Source organism: Terasakiella sp. SH-1 (assembly GCF_004564135.1).
Lineage (GTDB): Bacteria > Pseudomonadota > Alphaproteobacteria > Rhodospirillales > Terasakiellaceae > Terasakiella.
Map to the genome: position 1 here is coordinate 2,110,689 of NZ_CP038255.1, position 23,925 is coordinate 2,134,613.

Consider the following 23,925-nt stretch of genomic DNA (forward strand, 5'->3'; position numbering starts at 1 on the left):
CAGGCTCTATTGTTTTAAATCAAGCCCATCGCCATTTTTCAGAATGCCTGCTGCAATCGGGCTATAGTCTCCATTATCTTCATGCACGACGAGACCGCCTGAAATTTTCATCGGTGTCTTGATGGCTTTGCGCCCTTGTAACAAAAAGCGCTTGGCCCCCCGGCGCTGCATCCCGGTCGGGTTCATGGACCAAATAGGATAAAGGATCAACTCCCCCAAGCGCCCGTTCAAAGCAGCCAGAGTTTCTTCCAAACGTTCTGAGCGATTGATAAAGGTCACAGTTCCCTTGGGCTTGGTCATACGTAACATATAATCCACCCAATCCTGCAGGCAGCTGTCTTCTTCCATATGGGCACGCGCCTTAATCTCATTGGGGGGACGATGCCCCGACCCGGCCTCATAAAAAGGGGGATTTGCCATCACATGGTCAAATGAATTGGGTTCCGGGTCCATTGGCCGGTTTGTTAAATCAGCCTGCACCAAACGTACACGATCCGCCATATGGTTAAGTTGGCAGTTTTTCTCTCCAATCCGGATCAGGTCGTCCTGAATATCAAGACCGCACACTGTCACACCGGGCACACGTGCGGCCAAACAAAAAGTCGCAGCCCCCACACCGCACCCCACATCCAGCACCTTTTGACCTGCTTTGGCGGGGATGGACGCGGCCAAGAAAACCGGGTCTGTTGCCGCACGATAGCCCTCAACAGGTTGCAATAAGCGAACCTTACCACTTAAAAACAGGTCTTCGCTTAACTTGAGCAGGTCACTCACAGGCCATTTCTCCGTCTTGCAACTGCTTTAAAATACGTTGTGCCCGATAAAAATCTTCATCTGCCACCATAATCCGACTTGAAGCCACCGCCATATCACCGGGAAACAGGCTGGCGACATATCCATCAAATAGATCAAAGGCAATATCTTCACATTCAAGATGATATTTCAAAGCCGATAGAAAAACCGGATCGCCAGTGGCAACTAACTCTTTCATAAATGCGATATCCCCTTCCAACTCGCGCCTAAACCTGCTATTTGACTTGTGCCTTGTGATTTTCTGGTTGATTTCAGCATAAAATACAAGGTCAAACTATAATTATCGTTATGGAATAACATGGATAAGACGCCGTCAAGCCCCACCGCTGTTGAAGTGCTCACCAATCTGGTGGCCGATGACCTCAAAGCCGTAAATCTGGCCATTGTTGAAAGAATGCAAAGCCCGGTGGCCCTGATCCCACAACTGGCAGGTCATTTGATTGCCGCAGGTGGCAAACGTTTGCGCCCCATGCTGACACTGGCCAGTGCCCAGCTGCTGAATTATCAGGGGGACAAGCATATCGGCTTGGCTGCTTGTGTTGAATTTATCCATACCGCCACTTTGCTCCATGACGATGTGGTGGATGAAAGCGACCTGCGCCGCGGTCAAGACAGCGCCAATGCCATCTGGGGCAATAAACCCAGTGTTTTAGTCGGTGACTTCCTGTTCAGCCGTAGTTTTGAATTAATGGTTCAAGCAGATAGCCTGAAAGTCATGGAAATTCTTTCCCATGCCTCTTCCGTTATTGCACAAGGGGAAGTCCTGCAACTCATCACAGCCAATGATGCAGACACCACACAAGAAGCCTACCTCGAAGTCATTCAGGCCAAGACAGCACAACTTTTTGCCGCTGCCTGCCATGTCGGCGGTCTGGTTGCCGGGTCCACACCTGAAGAAGAAGAAGCCCTACAAGCCTATGGCAACAATCTCGGCATTGCGTTTCAGCTGATTGACGATGCTCTGGATTATTCCGCCAAGCAGGCTGAATTGGGCAAAGCCGTGGGCGATGATTTCCGCGACGGTAAAATGACCCTGCCCGTTATTTTGGCTGTTGCCCGTGGTGATGACGAAGAAAAAGCCTTCTGGAAACGCACACAGGAAGACCAGGAGTTCCGCGATGGCGACCTGGAACACGCCCTGAGCCTCCTCAACAAACATAACACGCTGGACGACACGGTTAGCCGTGCACGTGACTATGGTAATCAGGCGATTTCAGTCCTCGACATTTTCCCCGATAGCCCGGCCAAAGAAGCCTTAAAAGGCATCGTCACTTTCTGCATTGAGCGGGCCTATTAAAAAAATCAGATTAGGGCTTGCCACAGGTTTTCCAACAGGCTATATACCGCCCACACAAATTCAAGATGGTGTCCCGAACACAAAAAACGCCATCTTGATACATATGATCGGGAAGTAGCTCAGCCTGGTAGAGCACTGTCTTCGGGAGGCAGGGGCCGGAGGTTCGAATCCTCTCTTCCCGACCATTCAAAACCCCTTGATTTATCAAGGGGTTTTTTGTTTGTCTAATATACTGTGAAAAAGACCATGTGTCCATTTTGGGTCTTTTTTGGGTCCAACCTGTTTTGGTGGCAAGTGGCGTTGTGCGGGGAAAGTGACACCTAGCCTAACAGGTTTCATTTCTCTCCGTTCAGTCGGTTTCGGGCAACCCTAAATATTGGATTGCATTCCCTTCACCTATTCTCTGAGCCTCTTCCCTGGAAATTTGAAGAAGTGCAGACATGTAATCATTGTCATGTTCCAACAGAACTTCTTGAGAAATAGGGTCACTGTTTACCCCTGAACAAAGGAGGTTAAATAACTCTTGTCCCTTGGTTATAAGCGGCAAATTATTTGAAACACTACCGTATGTATTCAGCGGTTTATCCTTAGATACAGCTAGGATTTCTAACCAACGTTCAAAATCAGGAAAACTAACATGATGATTCACCGTTAAACCTTCTGATCGAGCAGCTTCAACCTCCAAACGAATTTTTTCATTCTCAGTCCATACACCATTTCTACCACCATTTTTGTTATAGGGTGTATCAGCATCATGCATTATACCAAAAGGCACTTTGAAGTGACGTAAAATTCTCGCCAATGGTGCTAAAAGCGCTTTACCCCGTGCTTTAACAATTGTTGCCTGCTGTGCTAATTGGTGATCCACTTCAATTACTGCCGCCAAAAACGCTGCATGCTCGGTATCACCTTCAACTAAGATAGGAAAGGAGCCGAAGAACATCTCGCTGACATTAGCATCAATCTGCATCAACGCTTTCAGTTTATTTATTGTTCCAGCATCTTCGAATGAAGCATTATCCGATTTATAAGTTCTTGTTGAAACACTACCTTCGGGGCCGCTACTTTCTAGCCGGACAATTGTTGTATGATTGGCGTAGCCCCCGAAAAGTGGTCCACATAAAATGTTAGTTTTTTTGGCTTATTCAAATCCATGAATAAGGAGAAAAGACATGGGAAAACAGAAACGTCCAACGCCTGAACAGATCATCATGAAGCTTCGTGAAGCTGAGGTTTTTATTGCTCAAAGGCATACCATTGCCGATGCTGCCCGCAAAATCGGTGTGACGGAACAGACCTATTATCGCTGGCGAAGCCAGTATGGCGGGATGAAAACCTCTCAGGCCAAAAAGATGAAAGCTTTGGAACAGGAAAACGCCCGTCTTAAAAAGGCGGTGGCCGAACTGACGTTAGACAAGCTGATCCTCAAGGAGGCAGCCGAGGGAAACTTCTGAGCCCAGCACGCCGTCGCAACTGTGTTGACCACGTCATGAACGTCCTTGCGATATCAGAACGTCGAGCTTGCAAGGTTCTTGGTCAGCACCGTTCGACCCAGCGAAAGAAGCCGACAAAGCAAGCAACGGATGCGGCTCTGACAGAAGCAATCACTGCACTGGCTGAATATTATGGGCGGTACGGTTATCGCATGATTGCGGGTCTGCTGCGTCTTGAAGGCTGGTTTGTTAATCATAAGCGGGTTGAACGCATCTGGCGACGTGAAGGGCTTAAAATACCAAAGCAACAACCCAAACGAGGACGACTTTGGATGAACGACGGTTCCTGTATCCGTTTACGTCCTTGCTGGAAGAACCATGTTTGGGCCTATGACTTTGTCATGGATCGCACGGCTGATGGCAAGGCGTTCAGAATGCTTACTGTCATTGATGAATTCAGCCGTGAATGTCTGGCAATTGAGGTTGAACGTAAACTGAAATCCGAAGATGTCTTGCATGTTTTAACTGAATTGTTTGCCACACGCGGTGTCCCCGATCATATTCGCTCTGACAACGGGTCGGAATTTACGGCTCAAGTGGTTCGCGACTGGCTTGGCAAGGTCGGTTGCAAGACGCTCTATATCGAGCCGGGGTCACCTTGGGAAAATGGCTATAACGAAAGCTTCAATGGCAAGCTTCGCAATGAGCTTTTAAATGGAGAAATATTCTACACTTTGCAGGAAGCAAAGGTACTGATTGAACGTTGGCGGCAATTTTACAACGAAGTTCGTCCGCACAGTTCATTGGGCTATAAGCCTCCGGCACCAAAAACAATCTTGCCTCGTCCTGATGTTCTGACTTACGCTACGCTCCAGTCGCCACATCAGGACGACATTGACCGCCAAAAACTAACATAGCGGTTGGACCACCAAAGTGGGGCACGTCACTGAGCCACTCATTAAAGAAGGCATTGTGATAACGCTCTGCCGTCTTCGGCACCCACGATTTATTATCGAGACTATAAATGTACCACTGTAAGATATAATAGACAGAAGGATGCGCATCTTGAGTTTTCAAAAATCCTTCCAACCCCGAAATTGCCACCTTTCGGCTCTTCGTATCCAAAAGTTTTCGCACCTGCTCATACAAACCAACAAAATTACAATCCGGTGCCTGCCAATCAATGAATTCATTTTCGGGCTCTTGCGCGTCCCTGTCTTTGCGAAGGATTATTTTCTGGGGACACGGCACTCGGAAAGCTTTGCTAAGAGGGACTGATGCTGTTTTCCCATTCATATAGCAAACAAGTGCCTCTGGAATGCGCACACCTTCCAGCCCTTCGATAACCGCGGGCATATGTTTGCATAACTCTCTTAAGTCCTTAAAAGGAAATGTCTCTTTCACAAGCTTGAAGGAAAACTTGCGGATCAGGTTTAGGCATTCACTACGGTTTTGTATTTCAAAAGCTTTTCTCTCTGATTGTTTGAACTGGAGATAGCGCTGCACAAGTCCCATAACCTGCGAGGACACGAACCAGGGACGAGACGTCCATTTCTTTTCACCGTCATAGGCGTTGGTCACCGAATGAGAATTCTGGAATTTCAGCTCAGCCCAAACCATCCCTTTCTCATCCATATAAAGCGGCTTATTCCCCGCAAGGACTGAAGGTATTTTTTCCAGAGCCTCGGCCTGACATAGACCGCCCCGTGCGGAAAAATACAGGACACCGCCCAAAATTTCATCACAGGTGAACTGTCTGAAATCGACGTTATCCAATCCCTTTATGAGTTCATAGTCGTATAGGCGTAATCTCCGTGCATTGTGAAAAAACTCACGATCTCGTAGACCAAGTGGGGCTTCTAACCTGACTGTCACATCAGGTGGTTCCAAATCCCAGCGCCCTTCAATATTACCTTCTTCGATTTCCTGCGCAACGGCATCCCAGGCGGTTTCTATATCTCTTTCTTTTTTTAAATTGGCGCAGATATCTTCACCAATTTTCTGCAGGCAAATATCATAAGAATTGGTCCCCATAGGTTCAGAAAGCAAATCACTGAAATGTTTACGGAAGATCGCTAAGGCTTTTTCACACACACGCTCTTTCTGACGTTCTCGCTTGAGTTTGCGCCCCTCAAAGCATCTACATCAGAATAGAGATCAAAAGGTGCAATTACTGGCCGATGCCCTGTCAAAACAGAAGCTGTTGCCCACAAACAGGCAACCACAGCATTGTGTTTTCCCTCCAAATTGCTTTGCCTTTCAGCAAACGCATGCAACTTGTCGATAAATGCTGAAACAGCTTCCAAAGTTGGCCGAATTCGTGTCCCAACATCGTCAGCAGACAGAAAATTTTCAGGCAACTTAAAGCCATCGCTCATATCCGTAATCTGATCCAAAAACTGCCGATAAGCTGGTTCAACGATACCATTCTGAAAAGCCGTATAATACAAGGCAGTCGTTTTTTGTTTTGTCCGCCCCGTCAGCAAAGCTGCAATGACTTCATCCACACCAAGCCATTGCATATGTGTAAAGGCAAATTGAGAAATATTTGACAGAGTCAGCTTGATTTCAAACTTCTCATTGATGTTTTCCAGAAGGCTTTGCGCTTGGTCTATGTACCCCTTGATCTTGTCGATATTTTTCGTTGTTTTCCTGTAAAATTTTGAGAAAGCGCTCAAAAGTCATATTTTTTGTGAACGTTTTTAATAACCGGGCATGGTTTCCCTTTTTAATTTGCCGAACAATGCGACAGGCATCTCGAATGGTTGTTGGCGCTTCAACCTGCCCACTCCACAAAACAGCGGTGTAGAAAACGTAAGCTTCGACCATTTGAAGAATTTCCGGATTTAAGCCATCGCCTTCCTGGACCGTCGCAATCATCCAAAGAACAGGGGCTTGTTTCTCGCTCACATCAAATGAGGGGATAAGCGAAACACCGTCATCATATTTAATTGGAAAAGCTGAACCTGGAGGAACGGTTTTGGAAAAGCTCTCCCAACCCCATGCAATTTGTTGCACTCCGAAGTTTCCAAGGTTAAGGGCAGCACCAATCTTCATAACCCTTCGCCAAAGAACCCCGCGTGTTGCCAAATCAATCGTTTCGGGGACCAATCCGGAGAAAGAGACTACGAAATCACTCATTTGGCGCCTCCATTTTTCTTGATCTTGTTAACTTGGCGCTGAATGGTTTGAGCAGAGACACTAAACCATTTCCCCATTGCAGGTTTGCTGAATGGGTGTAACCCAAACAACTCTTCCTGCTTTTGCATATCTAGAAAAAGTTGGCCAAAGCCCTTTTCACGGCATAGCTGAAGAGAAATATGATTAAGTGCAGATCCTAAAGAAATTTGCTGAATCTCTTTTTTATTAAGATCAGAAGTGATCACACATACAGGAACAAATTTATAGCCCTGACCATCTAAGACCTCTTGTTCGTCAAAATACGTCAAGTATTGAAAACCACCTATAATGTAGTCTTCTGTTTCGACAAAATCATCAGAGCTTCTTGTTATTTTCCTTTGGTTAGCTTCCTCCTTCTCAACCCTTAAAACAATCAACGGGTTCGCCCATAAAATTGCCTTTTGAATATTTGGATGAAGCGCCCGAAAATCCCCTGAAAAACTTAATCTTTTAAACAATCTATAGGATTGCTTAACAACTGGATGGAAGTCCAACCGCTCCAAATATGCTAGCGACAGTGAGCGAATAAAACCTTTGTACATAGCCATACCTCTTCAATAGAACATGGCTTATGCATACTAAAAAAATATGCCTTCCGACTCCCTTCCTAGATGGGTGTTTTACCCAAATAAGTGGGGGGTCGCCTATGTGGGTAAAATACCTAAATAGAGAAGGTGTCCTATAGGTAAAACGTCTTCCATAGAAAGTAATTTATAGATACAAAATTCCTTTTGGGGAAAGAAAGATAAGTACCAGTTTTCAGGCAAATCCACGGCTGGTCTAAAAAGAAGCCTCATAGATCAAAGTCATCACCATATTTTGTAGTTTTTGCCTGTCTTCTTCCTTTGCATTAGTGAATTCAAATTTCCACATGGAGAGAGGTCGAATTTCAGCGCCTGAAATTTTAATTGAACACTCCCCCGTTTTATTAAGGTTTCCCTTTCCGGCTGGAGCATTGTCTATGGATAGATTTATCCCGACCTTATCAGATAACTCGACACCATGATCCAGAACAAACGCTATATCAGCCTTCCTAGCCTTGTAACTGTGTAAATTAAGACGCAATTGGGATTGCCTGATTGCAACATCCAAAGTATCCCCACTCAGAATAAACTTTCGCCAGTTATCAGGATATTCCTGTGCAATCATGAAAGTCCGGTAACCGCTATAGGTTCCCAGTTCATTGAAAACTGATTTGCGGAAACTTTCACCACCGTGTTTAGCGCTATATTTGATGGTAACGATCACATCACTGAGTGCTTCATAATCGATCGGATTATGGGCTTTGGGCATTTCTAACCGCCAATCTGAAATGGCTCCGGTTCCTTCAAACGGCAGATATTTTGGGTCACTAAAGCTGAGCTCGAACATGCCGCTATCGTTTACCCCTTGACTGAGGGCAACCTGCTGGTTGGTACGAATATCAGAGCGCAACACATCCGCCCCAGGAACTTCCCCTTCCTTCGAATCAAGCAGGAACTTAACTCCCTTATGGTCTGGTTTCAGCAGGGTTTTATTTGTCACTTGCGTCAAGGTTGCATGAATATTCTGATACGGACCGATCAAAGCCGGAATACTAATCAACACGGTTTTGATTTGGCGGAAATAATGCCCTGGATAATCGTAATCGAAATCCTTTTCCGTCAACGAGAAATCACACACACCTTTTTCCATCAAATCCTGTAAAGCTTGTGGCGCGATCTGCCTTAGAGAAACAGTTTTGGTGATTTCCAGTCTTCTCTCCTCTTTCAGGTAACCGCTTTGCATTTGCTGTAAATTCAAAAGCAAGGCTTCACCGGCCAGCAAACCCTGATGCAGATTATCCCAGTGGTTTGGCTGAACCATGGAACGTTGCGTCCCCAATTCAAACTGCCAGGCGGCTTCAGCCTGACAGGCAAGTTCATAGGCTAGCTGGAAAGCTTGTGAATAAAGTGCAGACAGTCGTCCGACCATCCATTGATAAAGTTCCTGATTGGTAAATTTGGTCTTAAGAAACTTCTCGACCTTTTGTTCCTGTTCGATATTTTTCTGCAACAAGGCAGCTTCATTTCGTGCAACCTTCTGCTGGAATTGTGCTGCTTCGACTTGGTGCTTGATTTGGACCGTTTCGTGTTCAGCCATTTTAATTTGCAGGTCCCAATCCTCCTCCCTGCGTTGGTAACCTGCCTGAATTCCTGCAATATCGGAAATCGCAGACAGAATATTTGCATAAACATTAAAGCCTTGGGCTAACCCATGGGCTGGCGCAGCAAATTTGGATCCACCGACCGCTGCGCCAACAACATTTGGAATTAACTCCAAAGGAACAGCAGCCGTACTTGCAACCCCACTTAGTGCCGTAAATGTCGCCGATGAGGCTCGTGAATAAAGCTGTACATTCTCAAGTTCACTCACACCTCTGGATTTGAGCCAAGTATAATGTCCCAGCCGATCATGCGCATTGTTCAAACTCTCCGTCAGTCCTTCAATCTGCTTGCCAATTTCCTCGACTTGCCCCACCCGGCTGGCAGTTGTAATCGCAAGGATATTCTGCTGATTGACATTTTGTAGCAGTGCCATGGCCTCGGCGTCTTTTTTCTCTAGCGCAGACTGTAGAGACTGCCCCAGTTGAATGACGCTCTGGGTAACCTCCTTGGCTTTTTCAAGAATGACTTCGAAACGATAGTATGGGACTGCAACACTTAAACTGTTACGAATATCAGACAGACTTCCCCCTGACCCCACCTGTTGAACGATTTCCATAGGATCAAGGCGCGGATCAAACAGAGCCAGCTTCTGGCGCACACCATCAATATTCAAGCCATGTCGAATGTTATGAAGGCGTTGTTCAATTTTCTTGATTTGAGAGATAAACTGTTCATTTTCCGGCACCCCGAAAACATTGCCGAATACATAGTTGTGAGGCATCAAAGTCGCAGGCACCTTGATCGCCCCACCTATATATTGCTCTAATTCAACCATTTCCTGTGGTATCGGCTGCTTCCCCACATCCTCATAAGTCTTAGGATCGTCCAAAGACATAGGTCCAAGGTTAACCGGTTTTTTGCCAAATAAATTATAAGTCAGCATATAGAGGATAGATGCTTCAGCAATACTCTCTACCGTATATTCCCGAAACAGTTTATCACCCCAATCAAACAGATTCTGCATATAGCTCATCACCATTGTTTTTTGATAGGCAACCGGCCTGAATGCAGCAATGGCATGCGGATCAAATGGGTTATAGGCATGTTCATAGACCTGGGCAAAAATACGAGGATCAAAATCATTTCCTCCAACAGCCTGCTGTTTAGCCTGAGGAAGTGTCATATTCTGGCTGCGCAAACCGAGAAAACACCAATAACGATCATTAACCTGGTTTAAGGTATCGCCTTCTTCACAGGATGTAGGGTTGAAAATATACTCGTACCAATGCCTGGCTTCGGCAAAAAGTTGTTCATTCTGCAGTTTTTGAGCAACAAGGAAAGGCGCATGGAAAAACAGTTCCCAGAAGTAATTGCTTGTCGGCCCCATTGTTAAATCTATTATATCGGAGGGACGATAGATTTCCGAAACCATCTCTTCTTGAGGCCCTATGTCATCAAAACGTCTTTCCTTCATGCTCTGTGTCTCAGTGGAAAGCAAACCATCTGTCCCGGAGCGCATAAGGTGTTGGTGCAAATCTTCAGCAGCTCCCGAATTCAATCGATAAACCTGCAATTCATATTTATTTCCCTGAGTTGGCAAAGCCAGATAAGAAGCCCCGTTGTGTGAAATTCCATACCAATCCGGCTGATTGAGAATATGAACCTTGTCCCCATTTTTAAAAGCATCACCAAAGTGCGTAAACTTATTGATTTTCCTTCTGACAACTTTTTTACCAGCTTCATAAAGCCGTTTTCTTTCCTGTTGCGTTAAGGGCTTTTCATAAAAGACAATATCCTGAGCTTCTTTACAGAACTCAGGCAATTTCAGCAGCTCACCCTTCACCCCGGGAATGACAGTTTCATCATCTTTATAATAGGTACAGGCAACGTTAAAATCTGCCTTTACCTCTTCCTTACACAAACGCATGTAATGAACCTGTTTGCCCAAAACATAGCAGGAAGCAGGTTGTTCACTCTCCCAACTTTGATCAAACTCTCTTGTGCGCCCTGAAAGTATTTTCATATTATCAGCAAAACATCTGACAATGGCTTGCCTGACATTCACGAAATTATGATCATTCTTCTTATGATCATGTTGAGAAAAATATAATTCGTTATCCTGTACGGCAATCCTGTCATCGAGTTGATCAAACCCTTCCAGATAACGCTCACTTGCCAAAGGTAAATTCTGGTCTTTCCCCCCATCATATATACAGAATGCAACACTGATTGAAGAAGCGCCCTTCCTCTTAAAAGAAATGACCGTACTGCTGACATCCTTATTATAGGGAACAGCGCCAATATCCGGGGAAAGTGATTCAACTCCATCCAAAGCATTCACTTTTCCTTCCGCTATTTTATGACCGATGTCCGTATCCTTATGACACAGTCGTTGAACACATAAAGTATCTTGGTTAGACGACTTCCAGGCTGCGATTACCCCCGATGAATGCCCACAAATTGAAAGACGTCCCGCAATATTCTTAGTCGTAAATTCAAAAACTCCCTGGGTTTTCATCCCCTCTTTTTCTAGTAAAACACGTGCTAGTTTACCTTCATCATTTTCAATCCACGAAATATAGACACTCCCCCCGTGAAGACATAAATCAGCATGAGACCTCTGTGTAGATTTATGTGGTTCTATCACCGTCACATCGGGTTCGTGAACTCCGTCATTTCTCTGTCTGCGCAGTTTCAAGGCATTGTCGTGGTCAATCCAGACCATATAGAGGTTTTCATCTATAACTTCGAATACCGGTGTTTCCTTGGTCTTTATATTCTCGCCATCAAAAGCGTTGGCGATATTCTTTTTGACCTCCCCATAAAGGAAACGGTAGCGAGGTTCAGGTAAGTTCTCATCTAAATACCAAACTGTTAGTGAATTTCCGTTCGACCGGATCGGATTCTTGTCATCCTGTTTCCTGTAATATTGGAAATCAATTCCTGAACTGGCCTCTTCATCAAATGGCGTCGGTAACACATGAGAAATCCGTTCTTCTGATTGATATCGATAGGCTGCGACAATTCTTGCGTTCACCATCTTTGTATCCAAAAGGTGCACTCCATAGGCACTCGTTCCATTTGGATAGGCGATCATCAGAGCATCTTCACCAGAAAAATAGGTAGGATAAATTGTACATGGCTGTTGAGAGACATTCAGATTGGGAACACCTTCAACCTCTTGTGCCACAATCCAGTTCCCCGCTGCATCCATACAGGTATATTTTATAACCCCGCTATATTCAGGCGATGCAGCCTTCTCACCTCTGAGAGAAGCACCCTGCGTTCTTTTTTCAGCCCAGAACACATGCCAGGTTCCAAATGCAAAAACCGGTGTAGGTGCACTGCCTCCAAGAGGCTGTATTTCCTTGGACGTCTCTTTCCAGAAATCCCAATTGACGGGTAAGAATGCCTCATCTTTTGAATCAAAAAAGAATTGAGCCGTCATATAGGCATATTCGAATGGTGCCTTGCGGCTTTTCCCCAATATAAAGAGCTCTTTTAAGGTGACTTCACCCTCCAGGTAGTCCCGGGTTGCCATACTTTGAATATCAACATCTGCAACTCTGGCAAAACTCGTTAAATAATTTGCGAATATTTTATCAACAGCCGCTTGGTCCGGGGTTGCCTGTTGTTGCAATTCCTGCTCCAACTGCTCAAACTGTGCCGACTTCACCCGTCGCAGTTCCGGTTTGATATAATTTTCAGGGTACAAAAATACTTCCCGGTTAGCCTGCCAGACGCGATATCGTTCAGACCACTGCCAAACCTTTTCGAGTTCAGAGCTAACCCCCACACCTGCTTCAAGATTGCTAAGAGCGCGATTGATATAGTTTTGCACCGCCGACATAGCTTCACGCATCCGCGAGGTTTCAACCTCCGCACCAACTTCGACATCCAAGAGCAAATATGAGCTTAAATCGCCTTTGCTATGAATGGGGTTTGTTTTGCCCAGTTTTTCAATGACCAACCCCACCAGCACATCGCGAATACTTTCCTGAATTGACGATAATGCTTTCTCCGGCCCGTTCTTGGTCTTTGTCGCCAATCCCTGCAAAAGAGCATTCGTCATATTCTGATAATCTTGAAAACTCTGCTGTGGCTCTGCTTCAAAATCACGTAAAGTAAGTAGCCCCTTCACATCTAGACCAAGCTTGTCTTTTTGCCCCATCCAGCTAGCAAGTATCGCAATACCGTCAATCGTTCCACAATCTTTCCCAATACCGAGCATCTTGATTAACGTTTGAACATCATCAACTTCCCAACCGGTAATATTAGCCAGTTGTTCAGCATGTTGTTTGTCATCATCTGTTTTCTGAACAAAATCGAAATAATTCAGCAAATGATTTTGAGTATCCTGTAGTCGATACTGCAAAGCCTTCAGATCATACATCTGTCGAATTGCTTGAACCTTAATACCACCAACCTGGTTTGGATCAAGTTGAGGAAACAGATACAACGCCTCCTTTGCAGAGAGATGAAAACGCGAAATGATATATGCCAAACGCTGGCATTGAACGAGTTTACCCTGCAAACTCTCAAGATCAGGAACGATAAAATCTTCAATTTCGAGGGTGCTCTTCTCATGAAGAATTTCAATGATTTCTGACGACACACCTAACAATTCTGCAAGAGGCGGTATCAGGGTCTTTTCTTGACCCAAACGTGCCTTCACAACAATATCGGACAGGACTTTCGAGGTATGCTCTTTCCAAATGCCTCCCGTTTTTCCAAACTTTCCATATTTTTGGAGTTCGTCTTCTTTATCGGATTGCCCCAATTCTTTCGAAGGTATCAAAGGACAAGCCAATATTTCATCAATACATTGCCCAATATCATTCGATACAATTTTCTCAACCTTGCAACATTGAGAAGCGACTGCATGATATGGCGCAAAGATACGATGAGTTAGAGAAACAAATTTCTCTTCAGTTAACTTAAGGGGGTCAGGTGCGACCCTTTGAACTTCTTGAATGACGTTTCTAACATTGGGGCTTGTACTATCCGCTCCTTTCGGAAACACGGAAACAACGGCTTCCTCCAGCCCTATTTGCTTGTTCTTCAGAGTATCGTAGACAATCTCCGCTGCCTCGTTGCGATTTGGATAAAACAACCCGGCAGCTTTCTCATTGAAATAATCTTCGCTGAACAACGTTGCGTTCATGGTTTCTGAAGTTTGTTCAATAAAGTTTTTAATCGCTTCCTGACTCAAAGCTCTGTTTTGTAAGCTACTATCCCGACTTTCCCCAGTGAGCATATATTGCAATTCATAGAGCTTGATATCAGACGCCTTTAACCAACCAGACAATTCCGTCAAAACTAACAAAGCGTGCAAGACGTCTCTTGTACTTTCTCCCATAAGGCTCTTTACAGCATGATTGCCCAAAATTAGCAGTGCAGCGATTTCTATTTCATCAAATGAAAGACCGCACAATTCAGACATTTTACTGATGCGATACAGGACTGCTAAGTTGCCTTTTGTCAGTTTAAGAGAGCGGCTTGAGTCATTTTCTTCTCCCCCTTCCCCATTGCGAGGGGTAATATCCAGCAACCAGTTCGCCGCTTTCAACAGTTGCGCTTGGGACAGTTTCAAAGCGACAGCCAAGGCATTCTGAATTTTAATATCCTTGTCATCTACTTGTTCTGCATTAGCAACCTTTGGGACAGTCCATTGGGGGTGCGTATTCCAATCCGGATGCTCCGGTATATGAGGAGCATTATAAATCTGATCGAAAAAGGCGGGTTCATATTTTCTACCATTTTCTTTCAAGGTTCCAACGACAGCGCAAAGCTGATTGATGTCCCCCCCCTTGTCCACCTCAAGCATCTGCTTCATCCAAGCAATATATGGCAGAACAGTCTGATTGATTTTCGGTTCCCCCTTTCCAATCGTCCTCAATGCCCAATCCAGATCAATAACGCTAATCTTGGAGATATTCGACAAACGGATTAAGCCATTGATACGGCCTAAATTCTCTAGTGTCAGGTTCGTCAGCTGCGTTCCTGCCTCAATACCGATTGGCGAGTCACTTCCAGCATTAATGTAGAAGGACTTACACTCGCCATCATCAATTTCATTATCGTTCAGATTTTGGTAGATCAACTCCTGAATCTGCTGACGATTCAGACCTGTTTGTTTGAGAAATACTTTTACATCTGACAAGGCTGCAACGGGATCATCGACTTTATTGAGGCCATAACAGTCTTTAATGTCCTGAACCGTAGGTTCTTTTTCAGAAGTCTGAACAATCTTCCAATCCCCAGGCGTTAAATTCAGCGCCTCCTGCCAGGAACGAACGCGTTGTTCGTCGTCAAAGTCAATGGGTTTAATACGTAACTTTTCCCAAATTGCGGGGAGGGTCGTTTCAAGCGCACCAAGGTTCTGGCGCATCTGAACCAATGGCAAATGGAAGGGGAGATTGAAAGGGTAGACAACTTTTTCAGCCAACTCTTCAAAAACTTTCTCAGGATCAGCGCCGAGGTTTTGAACAAGTTTTTCATTAACGATTTGAAGAGAGGGAATAAGCTTGTTTGTATTCTCACAACTTAATAACAGCTTCCACAAATCCGGACGGCGGTTTTGCAGAGGAACAGCCCCTTCACCTTTCGCCTCAATGTACTTATCAGTCATATCCATGGCTTCGACGAAATAAGCTGCCGGAGAGAGGACAGAACGGCAATGTTCACATTGGCAATAGTCAAGGCGTCCAAACAGTTTTTGATAGCTGGGCACTCGGTTGAAGTTTTCTTGTGTCTGTACACTCTGATTATCAAAAGGCAGTGCTGTATAATGCGGGTCGTTATTCTGTAAAATTGCCGTATGGGTCAAGAGAACAACTGTTTTGGTGGCAAGGGCGTTTTTGTATATATCACCAGCTTTCTTCTCACCTGATTTTCCGCCTGCATCAAAAAGCTTACCAAAACGACCAACAAACTGCACCTCAGAGAGTTCAGCTATCTGAAAAGCGGAATTAAAACCGTTTTGAGAGAGAGTTTCAGCAGAAGTAAGATCGTTACCAGTGAGGCGAACAAGACGTTGCGCTGTTTTGAGTGCCTCTTTTTCATTAGGTGATATCTTTAATTTCTCACCTTCATTGAAAAAATCATGGTCAGCTAACTTAAAGTCAGGGTTCTTAGCCTGACATTGCTTTACCTGTTCACTCTTGAACGCTACATCAGTCATCACAAATTCCCCCCCGAATATTTCCTAACGAAATAGCCTAGGCATACTCAGTGTAAAAACACAACCTACAGAATCTTACAGAGATGGAAGCGCGCGTTTGAGGATAATTTATTATTATATAATTGATTTGGTGAAACATTAATATCTGTATAGCTTGTAACATCTCGTAGGTTGATTAGCCTATTTTCTTGCATTAGCCTTCATGAACCCAATCGTCACAACAACTCAAAAAAGATGGTTGCTTCTGGGGGGGCTGAAAAATGCGAGGGTTTGAAAAGCCGATACAAGAACAGAAAATTGACTTTCCGCAAGGTGGCGGAGCCATTAAATCTATTGGCGAAACGTTTGAACCCAACGGGTTTTCCGGTACAGGCAATTTTGCGATCCCCATTGCGGTGACACCGGCCAGAGGACTGGAGCCCCAACTTTCTCTCAGTTACAACTCCGGTGTGGGCAACGGTCCTTTTGGATTAGGATTTTCCCTGAACCTCTCCAAGTTCTCAATCCGAACAGAGAAAGGCCTGCCACGTTACGACGGCGTTTCAGATGTATTTCTTTTTGATTCAGAAGAACTGGTCTCTAAAAAATCAACAAAAAGGCGTGAGGGCGACTATACGGTTACAGAATATTTACCCCGCGTCGTTAGTGAGCTTTCCAGCATTCGGCACTATGTCTCAAACGACAACTCCTACTGGAAGGTTACCAGCGCCGACAATACCTGCATGATTTTCGGCAAGACACATGAAGCACAAATCAGTGATTGCGCCAATCCTTCCCGAATATTTGAATGGTTGATTGAAAGTGTAGAGGATTCCAACGGCAACAAAATTCTCTATTCCTATGCTCAGGAAAATGATCAGGGCATAGAAGGCAAATCATGGGAAAAAAACCGGGCTGAGACGAATAAATACATCCGATCCATCAAGTACGGCAATTTTCTGGATGACAACGACAAGGAGGAATTTGCCTTTGAAGTTCTATTCAACTATGGCCAGCACCAACTTCCAGACCAAAACCCAGAATGCAATCCGTACGATACAACAGATAACTGGCTTTACAGAGCGGATGCATTCTCTTCCTATAAAAGTACCTTTGAGGTTCGCACCCGACGGCTTTGTCGCAATATTTTAATGTTCCACCATTTCAAGAAAGAACTCGGCGATCCTTGCCTTGTGAAAGCTCTTTCATTTGAATATGAACAAACCAAACATAGCAAGTTATCCATCATCAAGTCCGTTACCGCGACAGGCTATACACGTCATGGTAAGAAACACGGGGATAGCTATACAGCTTTATCCTTGCCCAAGACGGATTTTAGCTATTCGAAATTCGCCCCTCCAAAAGAGCCTCGTTTCAACCAACTTCTTGAAGACCAAAGCGGCATTCCGGGATATCTGGATGCATCAGGTTTTCAGCCAATTGATTTAAATTGCGAAGGCATCGCAGGCCTATTGTACCAAACCGAAAATGGCCTGAAATATCTTGAGGCCGAAGGCGACGGGAAATACAGCCCTCCCACGGATGTTATACAGTTTCCCATAGATCAAAACTTTGAAGGTGCTCAGGCTTCCTTGGTAGACCTGGAAGGCCGGGGGCAGCTGGAACTGGTCGTCAATGACGGCAATCGAACGGGCTATTACGCCAAACGCCCCACAGGCAAGGTAACAGGCCAGCCACAATGGTCCAGCTTTGTCCCGTTTGAGACTTATCCGACAGATTACGCAGACCCCGCAATGGAAATGGTCGGGCTTGCCAATAACGGCATGACAGACCTTGTGATGTTTAGCGAGAGCGAAAACCTGCGATATCCGTCACGAGGTCGAAAGGGTTTTGAAAAGCGCCTTACAAGTCAGCGCAGCACGGACTTCCCATTGATCAAAAAAGGTGATCTGCAAGAATACGTTGGTTTCGCTAATATTTTAGGCGACGGTTTATCCCACCGGGTCAAAATCACCCGCAATACTGTCGAGGTCTGGCCCAATCTGGGGTATGGACAATTTGGCGAAGCTATCAGCCTTGGTGACACACCAGATTTTGGTGACGATTTCGATGCTTCCAGACTGCAACTGGCAGATACAGATGGTTCAGGTGTTGTTGACCTGATCTATATCACGCCAACCCATGTCAATTTATACGTAAATCAAAATGGCAACGGCTTTTCAGAAGCAATCTCAATCAAGCTGCCGGATCATTACTCAAATATCGACCGGATCAGTTTTGCCGATATCCTTGGCAATGGCACGAGTTGTCTGGTTTTAACCACCATTTCCCCCAAGCCCATCCACTGGTTTTATAATTTCGTCGGGATCAATACCCGGGAAGAGAGCTGTATCAAGCCCTATCTGCTCAATGAGATTGACAACAACATGGGTGGGCTGACCCAGATTGAGTATTGCAGTTCAACCAAATTTTATCTGGAAGACAAGAAAGCGCACAGACCATGGATGATGCCCCTTCCCTTCCCGGTGCAAGTTGTCGAGCGTGTTACCACCATCGACCAGATTACGGAGATGAAATTTTCCACCCGTCATGCCTATCATGAAGGCTATTACGATTATGTTGAAAGGGAGTTCCGGGGGTTTGGCTTTGTTGAAAGCTGGGATACGGAAACTTATGAAGAACTTCAGGCTCAAGACGAAGCCAGTTCCCCAAATCAGTCCCTACGCCATTACCTGCCGCCTGTTCATACAAAGACCTGGCATCATACAGGTGCAGCGCCGCATGACGTAGATTTTATGGGGCAATACAAAAGCCAGTTCTATCAAGGCGACAAGCAAGCCTATGATATGCCTGCCCCTGTTCTTGACGCAGATATTTGCACAACGAATATAGAAACCATCCGCCAAGCCCATGCCGCGTTAAAAGGATCCATCATCCGCAGCGAAGTCTATATGGATGATGCAAAACAAAACCCCGAATTGGCAAAACACCCTCTCAGGGTTGAACATTCCAACGGTAAGGTCTGCCTTGTTCAGGAAAAGCAAGAAGGCGCACCTTTCGCCATCTTCCGTCTGGAGGCCACCGAAAGCATCAGCTACCACTACGAACGCAATCCGAACGATCCGAGAGTTGAGCAACAGTTCACCCTGAGCACAGACGATTTCGGCAACGTGCTTAAATCCTGCCATGTCTCTTTGCCGCGCCGTGATGATCCTGCACAACACATCTACGCCGAACAGCAAAAAACAGTCGCTGTTCTGGAAGAGAATAAATATGTCAGCCCTGTCGCGAGCGATGCGCACAAGTCGCTTTATTACTATGTAAAATCAGAACAGCGCCAGTTTGAGATTCTAGGCCTTAAGCAGAAGAATTATTTCACATATGACGAGATCAAAAAGGCTGTAGCCTCCCTTGATCTAAACGACCCAAATGAAATCCTGACCCATGACCAGCCCTTCGTCCAAAATAAAAAGGAAGTAAAGTCCCGCTTGCTGGAATGGTATCGCAGCTATTTCTGGAATCCTGAACAAAGCAAAGCCTTGCCGCTGGGGCAACTTACCGAGAAAGGCTTGCAGCACCACCTTGAAGCAGCAGTCTTTACGCAAGACTACATCGACGACCTGCTTCTTAAGCGCCTGAGAAAAGACGACCTCAAGGACAAGGCTGGCTATATTTTTGACGCTGAAAACGGTTTCTGGTGGAACAAGGGGCTGGTACAGCATTACCGCCCGCACAATGACAAAAACGGCTTCTTCCTGCCCTTCATAACCGCCAACGTTTTCTTTGACAAAAGCTCACCTCTTTATGTGGAGTCTACCACTACATATGATGACTACGGCCTCTGCCCGATTGCAGCCGAACAATATATTGATGAAAAACATAGTCTAAAAACCAGCGTCAAATGGGATTATAGGGTGGGGCAGCCCTATGTCATGGTCGATGCCAACGCCAATGTTTCCGAAGCCCTGTTCGACGAATTGGGCCAGGCCTATGTCACCAGCCGCTGGGGTAATGAAACCGACATCAATGGCAAGGTCGCAGAGACCGGAGCCATGCGCCTGTATGATCATGGTAATAACAAAGCAGAATATCGTCCCCAACCCAAACCGACCTTTGACGATGTTCTGAAAAATCCCGGCACCTACCTTCAGGGCGCGGCGAGTTATTTCTTCTATGATTTTGCTTACGACAAGGCTACCCGCCAACCCGTCGCCACCATTCACCTGCAAGCCAAGAACCACTGGAAGCCGACAAAACCGAAACTGGATCATACAGCCGATTGCCTGACGACCCTGACCTATAGCGACGGGCACGGACAGGCCTTGGAGGTTAAACAGAAATACGGTCCGCGCGAATGTTTTATCCGTGATGAGAACGGCAAGCCCGTCCAGCGCATGGTCAAGGAAGCCTGGGCGGTCAACGGACGCACGGTCTATAACAACAAGGGCAACCCTGTTGAACGATATCAGCCCTATTTCACCAACACCCCGACTTATGAAGATCAACGCGACGTGCCTGTTCCCCCGCCAAGCCGGACCACCTACGATCCCTTAGGTCGGGCGATCCGCACAAATACGCCCAAGGGCTTTTTCTCAAAAGTCGAATTCACCCCTTGGCTTGAGCGTCATTATGACGAAAACGACACAGTGCTGGATTCAAAATACTTTATTGAGAATTATGCCAGCCTTAAAGGCGATGAGAAGGACGCAATTGATAAAGCGATTGCCAGTCACAACACGCCCTCGACGCAAATCTATGACAGCAAGGGAGCCGTTTTCCTAGGCATCGTCAATAATCTTGGTAATGTTCGTCCCAAGTTATTTAAAGGCTTAGGTGATAAAAAGGCCATTTTCACCACACTCAAGGATAAGGGCTATCTGCGCGAAAAAAAGAAATCCATCGGAGGGAAAGAACGCACCTTCAATTGGTTAACCGATAAATTCCGCCCCTATACAGAAGGCTTCAAGCTGGAAGGAATTACCGAAGACCACCATGATGAAATTGTGGAGCGCTTGCGCCAGAACTGCCTGACTTCACGACAGGATACCGACATTCAGGGGCGCAACATCCTAGCCGTAGATGCCCGGCTCTATTACAAAAACATCAAAAACGGCAATACCAACCTTTTTAACTTTAAATACCGCTACCCGATGAACTCAGGCAAGGAAAACGAAGATGGTGAAACCAGTCACAGTCCGATCCTGACAGACAGTGTCGATGAAGGTACTGTGCGCCATCTCGATAACGCTTTTGGCCAGCAACTCTGGTCATGGACGACGCGGGAATATTGCCAGTTGCTGTCTTATGATCGCCTGCAACGAAAATCAAAACTGAAAATCAAGAAGATGGAAGGGACACGCGGGCCTGTGGCGTCCTATGATGATTTTAATCTGGTTGAGGTCTTCAGTTATGGGGAGCAAAAGGGTCTGAGTGAACAAGAGCTTCAGGACCGCAACCTCAATGGCGCGCTTTATGAGCTTAAAGACCTGTCCGGCATCATCACCAATGACCTGTGCAGCCTGAACGGGGAGAACATCAAGGCGTCGCGCCAGATGGCTAGTGCCTATAAGGAACCTGCCGACTGGCGCAAGGATGTTGCTCTTGATGATGAAGTCCACACCACCATCACCACCTATAACGCGCTGGGACATCCCCTAAACCAGACAAGCCCGGATGGCTCCAAAACCAACAACCGCTATAACTTTACAGGGGCGTTAATCGGTATTGATGTGGATTTCAAGGATGAACCCTGCCAATCCATCATTAAAAACATCGACTATAACGCTCAGGGTCTGCGCTCAATGGTGCGTTATGGTAATGGGGTTGAAGTGCGCTACGTTTACGAAGACACCACGCTGCACCTCCTGTCCATGAAAAGTGACAACACTAATGCGGGCGCATCGGATACCCCAGTGCAGGATATTGTCTACACCTATGACCCGGTGGGCAACATTACCCGACTTCGTGACCATACCCATGAGACGGTCTTTTACAAAAACCAGAAAGTGGAGCCGTTAAGCGATTACCATTACGACCCGCTCAACCGTCTGATTCGTGCCACCGGGCGCAAACATCCCAAGCTGGGGGAACACAGTTATGAAAACGGCTTCAAACAGGCCGTCTTCAGCCAACTGCCCCATACAAACGACAACAAGGCGCTGGAAACCTACACAGAGGCCTATGCCTATGACGAGGCCGGAAACCTGCTGGAACAACGCCACACAGCAAGCAAGGGCTGGACACGCAAGATGGATGTTGCGGTCAATTCCAACCGTCTGGAAAAATATAACTATGACGCCCACGGCAATCTGCGTCAGATTGAACGTGGCAGCACCCTGAAACTGGATTACAACTGCTGCAACAATCTGGTCAGCGCCACGGTAATTGAACGCGACAACGCCGTAAATGATGCGGAATATTACGTTTATGACAGTGACGAGCTGCGCACCCGCAAGGTCAATGAGAAAATGATGGTCGCGGCTGTTTCCATTGAAGAAAAAATCTATCTCGGCAATTTTGAAATCAAACGCAGGAAGAAACGGGACGCTGTTGGGGAGACAGCCACAACACTGGAGCGCCACACCCTGCGCGTCATGGATGGCGATAAATGCGTTGCCATTATTCACCGCTGGGTCAAGGATGACAAGAAGGTCGAGACGTCGGACCTGACAAAACGCAAGCTGCGTTTCCAGATGGATAATCACCTCAATTCAGTATCATTGGAACTGGATGAAAAAGCGCAACTGATTTCCTACGAAGAATACCTGCCCTATGGCGGTACGGCGATCATTGCGGGCAAGAATGAGAAAGAGGTCAAGCTCAAGGATTACCGATACTCCGCCAAGGAATGCGACAATGCCACCGGGCTTTATTACTATGGGCGGAGATATTATGCACCGTGGCAAGGGCGCTGGCTAAATCCGGACCCGGCGGGGACTGTGGATGGGTTGAATGTGTTTGCCTTTGTGAAGGGGAATCCGGTGGGGTCTGTGGATTATATGGGGTTGATGGAAAATAATGCCTTTGTCTGTTTTGAATGTGGATATGCAAGTTTTGACAACCTTGGGAATACCATCAACACTCGTAACATTACTTATCTCATGGGGCTTGGTACTATCGAAGCATTTGATAACACCACTAATTCAGGACTCATAAGTACATTGGCACAATTAGTTGAAGGAATAGACAAAAAAGGAGGGGGGGATGTTCTTTTTATCGATGGCTCACATGGATCAAAAGGTGGATTAGGAGAGACATCCATTGATGCAACAAAATCCTTTCTAACCCAATCTGGGTGTAAAAAAGCTCATCCCCGAGACGTAACAAAACGTGATTTAATTAAAGAAGGTTATGATTTTGCCGAGGGTGACAAGATCTTAATTCATGATTTAACCACAGAATTTCCTAGCGTTAACATAGAACATTTAAATATAGCTGATAATTTTAAAGAGTATGCAGATGCAGAGTTTAAATCACCTAACCCTAAAACTTTAACAAAGGATCAGTTGTCGGAAATCCTTGCAACAGGGAAGTACAATGGGACTAATTATAATTACATAGTATTAGCTACATGCTTTAGCTTTGATCGTTTTAATCAAGCAGTGAAACATAGCTACACTGAAGAAATTAAAAAAGATGTAAAGATAAAACGTTCTGAAAAAAGAGAAAGAATAAACAAAATAAAACAGCATTACAGCTTGTTTATACAGAATAAACGCGCAGCTATACAATTCACAGGAGGCGCAAAAGCACACAAATTTTCAGAAGATCGTCACAATAAAGATCCTGCCAGTAAGGCCGTTTTCGCAAATAAAAAAAATGGATCCCAGTTTCATCATGGCACACAATTTAAGTTAACTCAGCTCTGATAAACAAGACCTTTCGGCTTCCGGGGACAGGCACGAGATTATATTTCAAGCCCCCTCTGCTTTATCATGGATCCCAGATCAAGGT

11 protein-coding genes and 1 tRNA gene are annotated in these 23,925 nt (G+C 45.7%); 4 read left to right on the top strand and 8 right to left on the bottom strand.

From position 1 onward, the window contains the following. Nucleotides 1-6: 6 nt before the first annotated feature. Nucleotides 7-774: a methyltransferase domain-containing protein gene (locus tag E4K71_RS09700; protein WP_135079045.1), complete on the bottom strand. Its 768-nt coding sequence runs from the start codon at nt 772-774 to the stop codon at nt 7-9. Next, nucleotides 767-991, bottom strand: coding sequence for a DUF2007 domain-containing protein (locus tag E4K71_RS09705; RefSeq protein WP_135079047.1), 225 nt, complete (start codon nt 989-991; stop codon nt 767-769). Before E4K71_RS09705 ends, E4K71_RS09700 begins: the two co-directional genes overlap by 8 nt. Nucleotides 992-1,111: 120 nt before the next feature. Here E4K71_RS09705 and E4K71_RS09710 point away from each other — a divergent pair, with 120 nt between their 5' ends. Then, nucleotides 1,112-2,110 carry a polyprenyl synthetase family protein gene (locus tag E4K71_RS09710; protein WP_135079049.1) on the top strand — a complete coding sequence of 333 codons (999 nt, stop codon included), beginning with the start codon at nt 1,112-1,114 and terminating at the stop codon, nt 2,108-2,110. A gap of 108 nt (nt 2,111-2,218) precedes the next feature. Further along, nucleotides 2,219-2,295: transfer RNA gene (locus E4K71_RS09715), tRNA-Pro, on the top strand. A gap of 164 nt (nt 2,296-2,459) precedes the next feature. Here the strand turns inward: E4K71_RS09715 and E4K71_RS09720 are convergent. Beyond that, on the bottom strand, nt 2,460-3,080 hold the full coding sequence (locus E4K71_RS09720; protein WP_135079051.1) for an ATP-dependent endonuclease: 621 nt from the start codon (nt 3,078-3,080) through the stop codon (nt 2,460-2,462). Between the two features lie 202 nt (nt 3,081-3,282). Between E4K71_RS09720 and E4K71_RS09725 the strand changes: the two genes are divergently transcribed. Continuing rightward, a protein-coding gene (locus tag E4K71_RS09725) for an IS3 family transposase (protein WP_240796785.1) occupies nt 3,283-4,460 on the top strand; the annotation gives its coding sequence in 2 pieces (ribosomal slippage) (nt 3,283-3,547 and nt 3,547-4,460; 1,179 coding nt in all). On the opposite strand, the gene E4K71_RS09730 is transcribed toward E4K71_RS09725, so the two are convergent. The 5 genes from E4K71_RS09730 to E4K71_RS09750 form a co-directional block, all read right to left on the bottom strand. Continuing rightward, entirely contained in the window at nt 4,408-5,637 is a 1,230-nt protein-coding gene (locus tag E4K71_RS09730) for a hypothetical protein (RefSeq protein WP_135079053.1), read from the bottom strand. The two genes, E4K71_RS09725 and E4K71_RS09730, sit on opposite strands and share 53 nt — an antisense overlap. After that, the gene (locus E4K71_RS09735) at nt 5,619-6,221 is read right to left on the bottom strand and encodes a hypothetical protein (RefSeq protein ID WP_167730421.1); all 603 of its coding nucleotides are present in this window, start codon (nt 6,219-6,221) and stop codon (nt 5,619-5,621) included. The genes E4K71_RS09730 and E4K71_RS09735 overlap by 19 nt, the downstream gene beginning before the upstream one ends. Further along, nucleotides 6,121-6,684, bottom strand: coding sequence for a hypothetical protein (locus E4K71_RS09740; RefSeq protein WP_135079056.1), 564 nt, complete (start codon nt 6,682-6,684; stop codon nt 6,121-6,123). Before E4K71_RS09740 ends, E4K71_RS09735 begins: the two co-directional genes overlap by 101 nt. After that, the gene (locus E4K71_RS09745; RefSeq protein ID WP_135079058.1) at nt 6,681-7,271 is read right to left on the bottom strand and encodes a hypothetical protein; all 591 of its coding nucleotides are present in this window, start codon (nt 7,269-7,271) and stop codon (nt 6,681-6,683) included. Before E4K71_RS09745 ends, E4K71_RS09740 begins: the two co-directional genes overlap by 4 nt. A 232-nt stretch (nt 7,272-7,503) precedes the next feature. Next, nucleotides 7,504-16,032 carry a neuraminidase-like domain-containing protein gene (locus E4K71_RS09750; protein WP_135079060.1) on the bottom strand — a complete coding sequence of 2,843 codons (8,529 nt, stop codon included), beginning with the start codon at nt 16,030-16,032 and terminating at the stop codon, nt 7,504-7,506. 260 nt (nt 16,033-16,292) lie between these two features. Here E4K71_RS09750 and E4K71_RS09755 point away from each other — a divergent pair, with 260 nt between their 5' ends. Next, on the top strand, nt 16,293-23,840 hold the full coding sequence (locus E4K71_RS09755) for a SpvB/TcaC N-terminal domain-containing protein (RefSeq protein ID WP_135079062.1): 7,548 nt from the start codon (nt 16,293-16,295) through the stop codon (nt 23,838-23,840). Nucleotides 23,841-23,925: the final 85 nt, after the last annotated feature.

What these genes read in the sequence shown, in the direction of transcription:
- E4K71_RS09705 (WP_135079047.1), bottom strand. Translation starts at nt 991, where the DNA reads ATGAAAGAGTTAGTTGCCACTGGCGATCCGGTTTTTCTATCGGCTTTG.
- E4K71_RS09710 (WP_135079049.1), top strand. Translation starts at nt 1,112, where the DNA reads ATGGATAAGACGCCGTCAAGCCCCACCGCTGTTGAAGTGCTCACCAAT.
- E4K71_RS09720 (WP_135079051.1), bottom strand. Translation starts at nt 3,080, where the DNA reads ATGCAGATTGATGCTAATGTCAGCGAGATGTTCTTCGGCTCCTTTCCT.
- E4K71_RS09740 (WP_135079056.1), bottom strand. Translation starts at nt 6,684, where the DNA reads ATGAGTGATTTCGTAGTCTCTTTCTCCGGATTGGTCCCCGAAACGATT.
- E4K71_RS09745 (WP_135079058.1), bottom strand. Translation starts at nt 7,271, where the DNA reads ATGGCTATGTACAAAGGTTTTATTCGCTCACTGTCGCTAGCATATTTG.
- E4K71_RS09750 (WP_135079060.1), bottom strand. Translation starts at nt 16,032, where the DNA reads ATGACTGATGTAGCGTTCAAGAGTGAACAGGTAAAGCAATGTCAGGCT.
- E4K71_RS09755 (WP_135079062.1), top strand. Translation starts at nt 16,293, where the DNA reads ATGCGAGGGTTTGAAAAGCCGATACAAGAACAGAAAATTGACTTTCCG.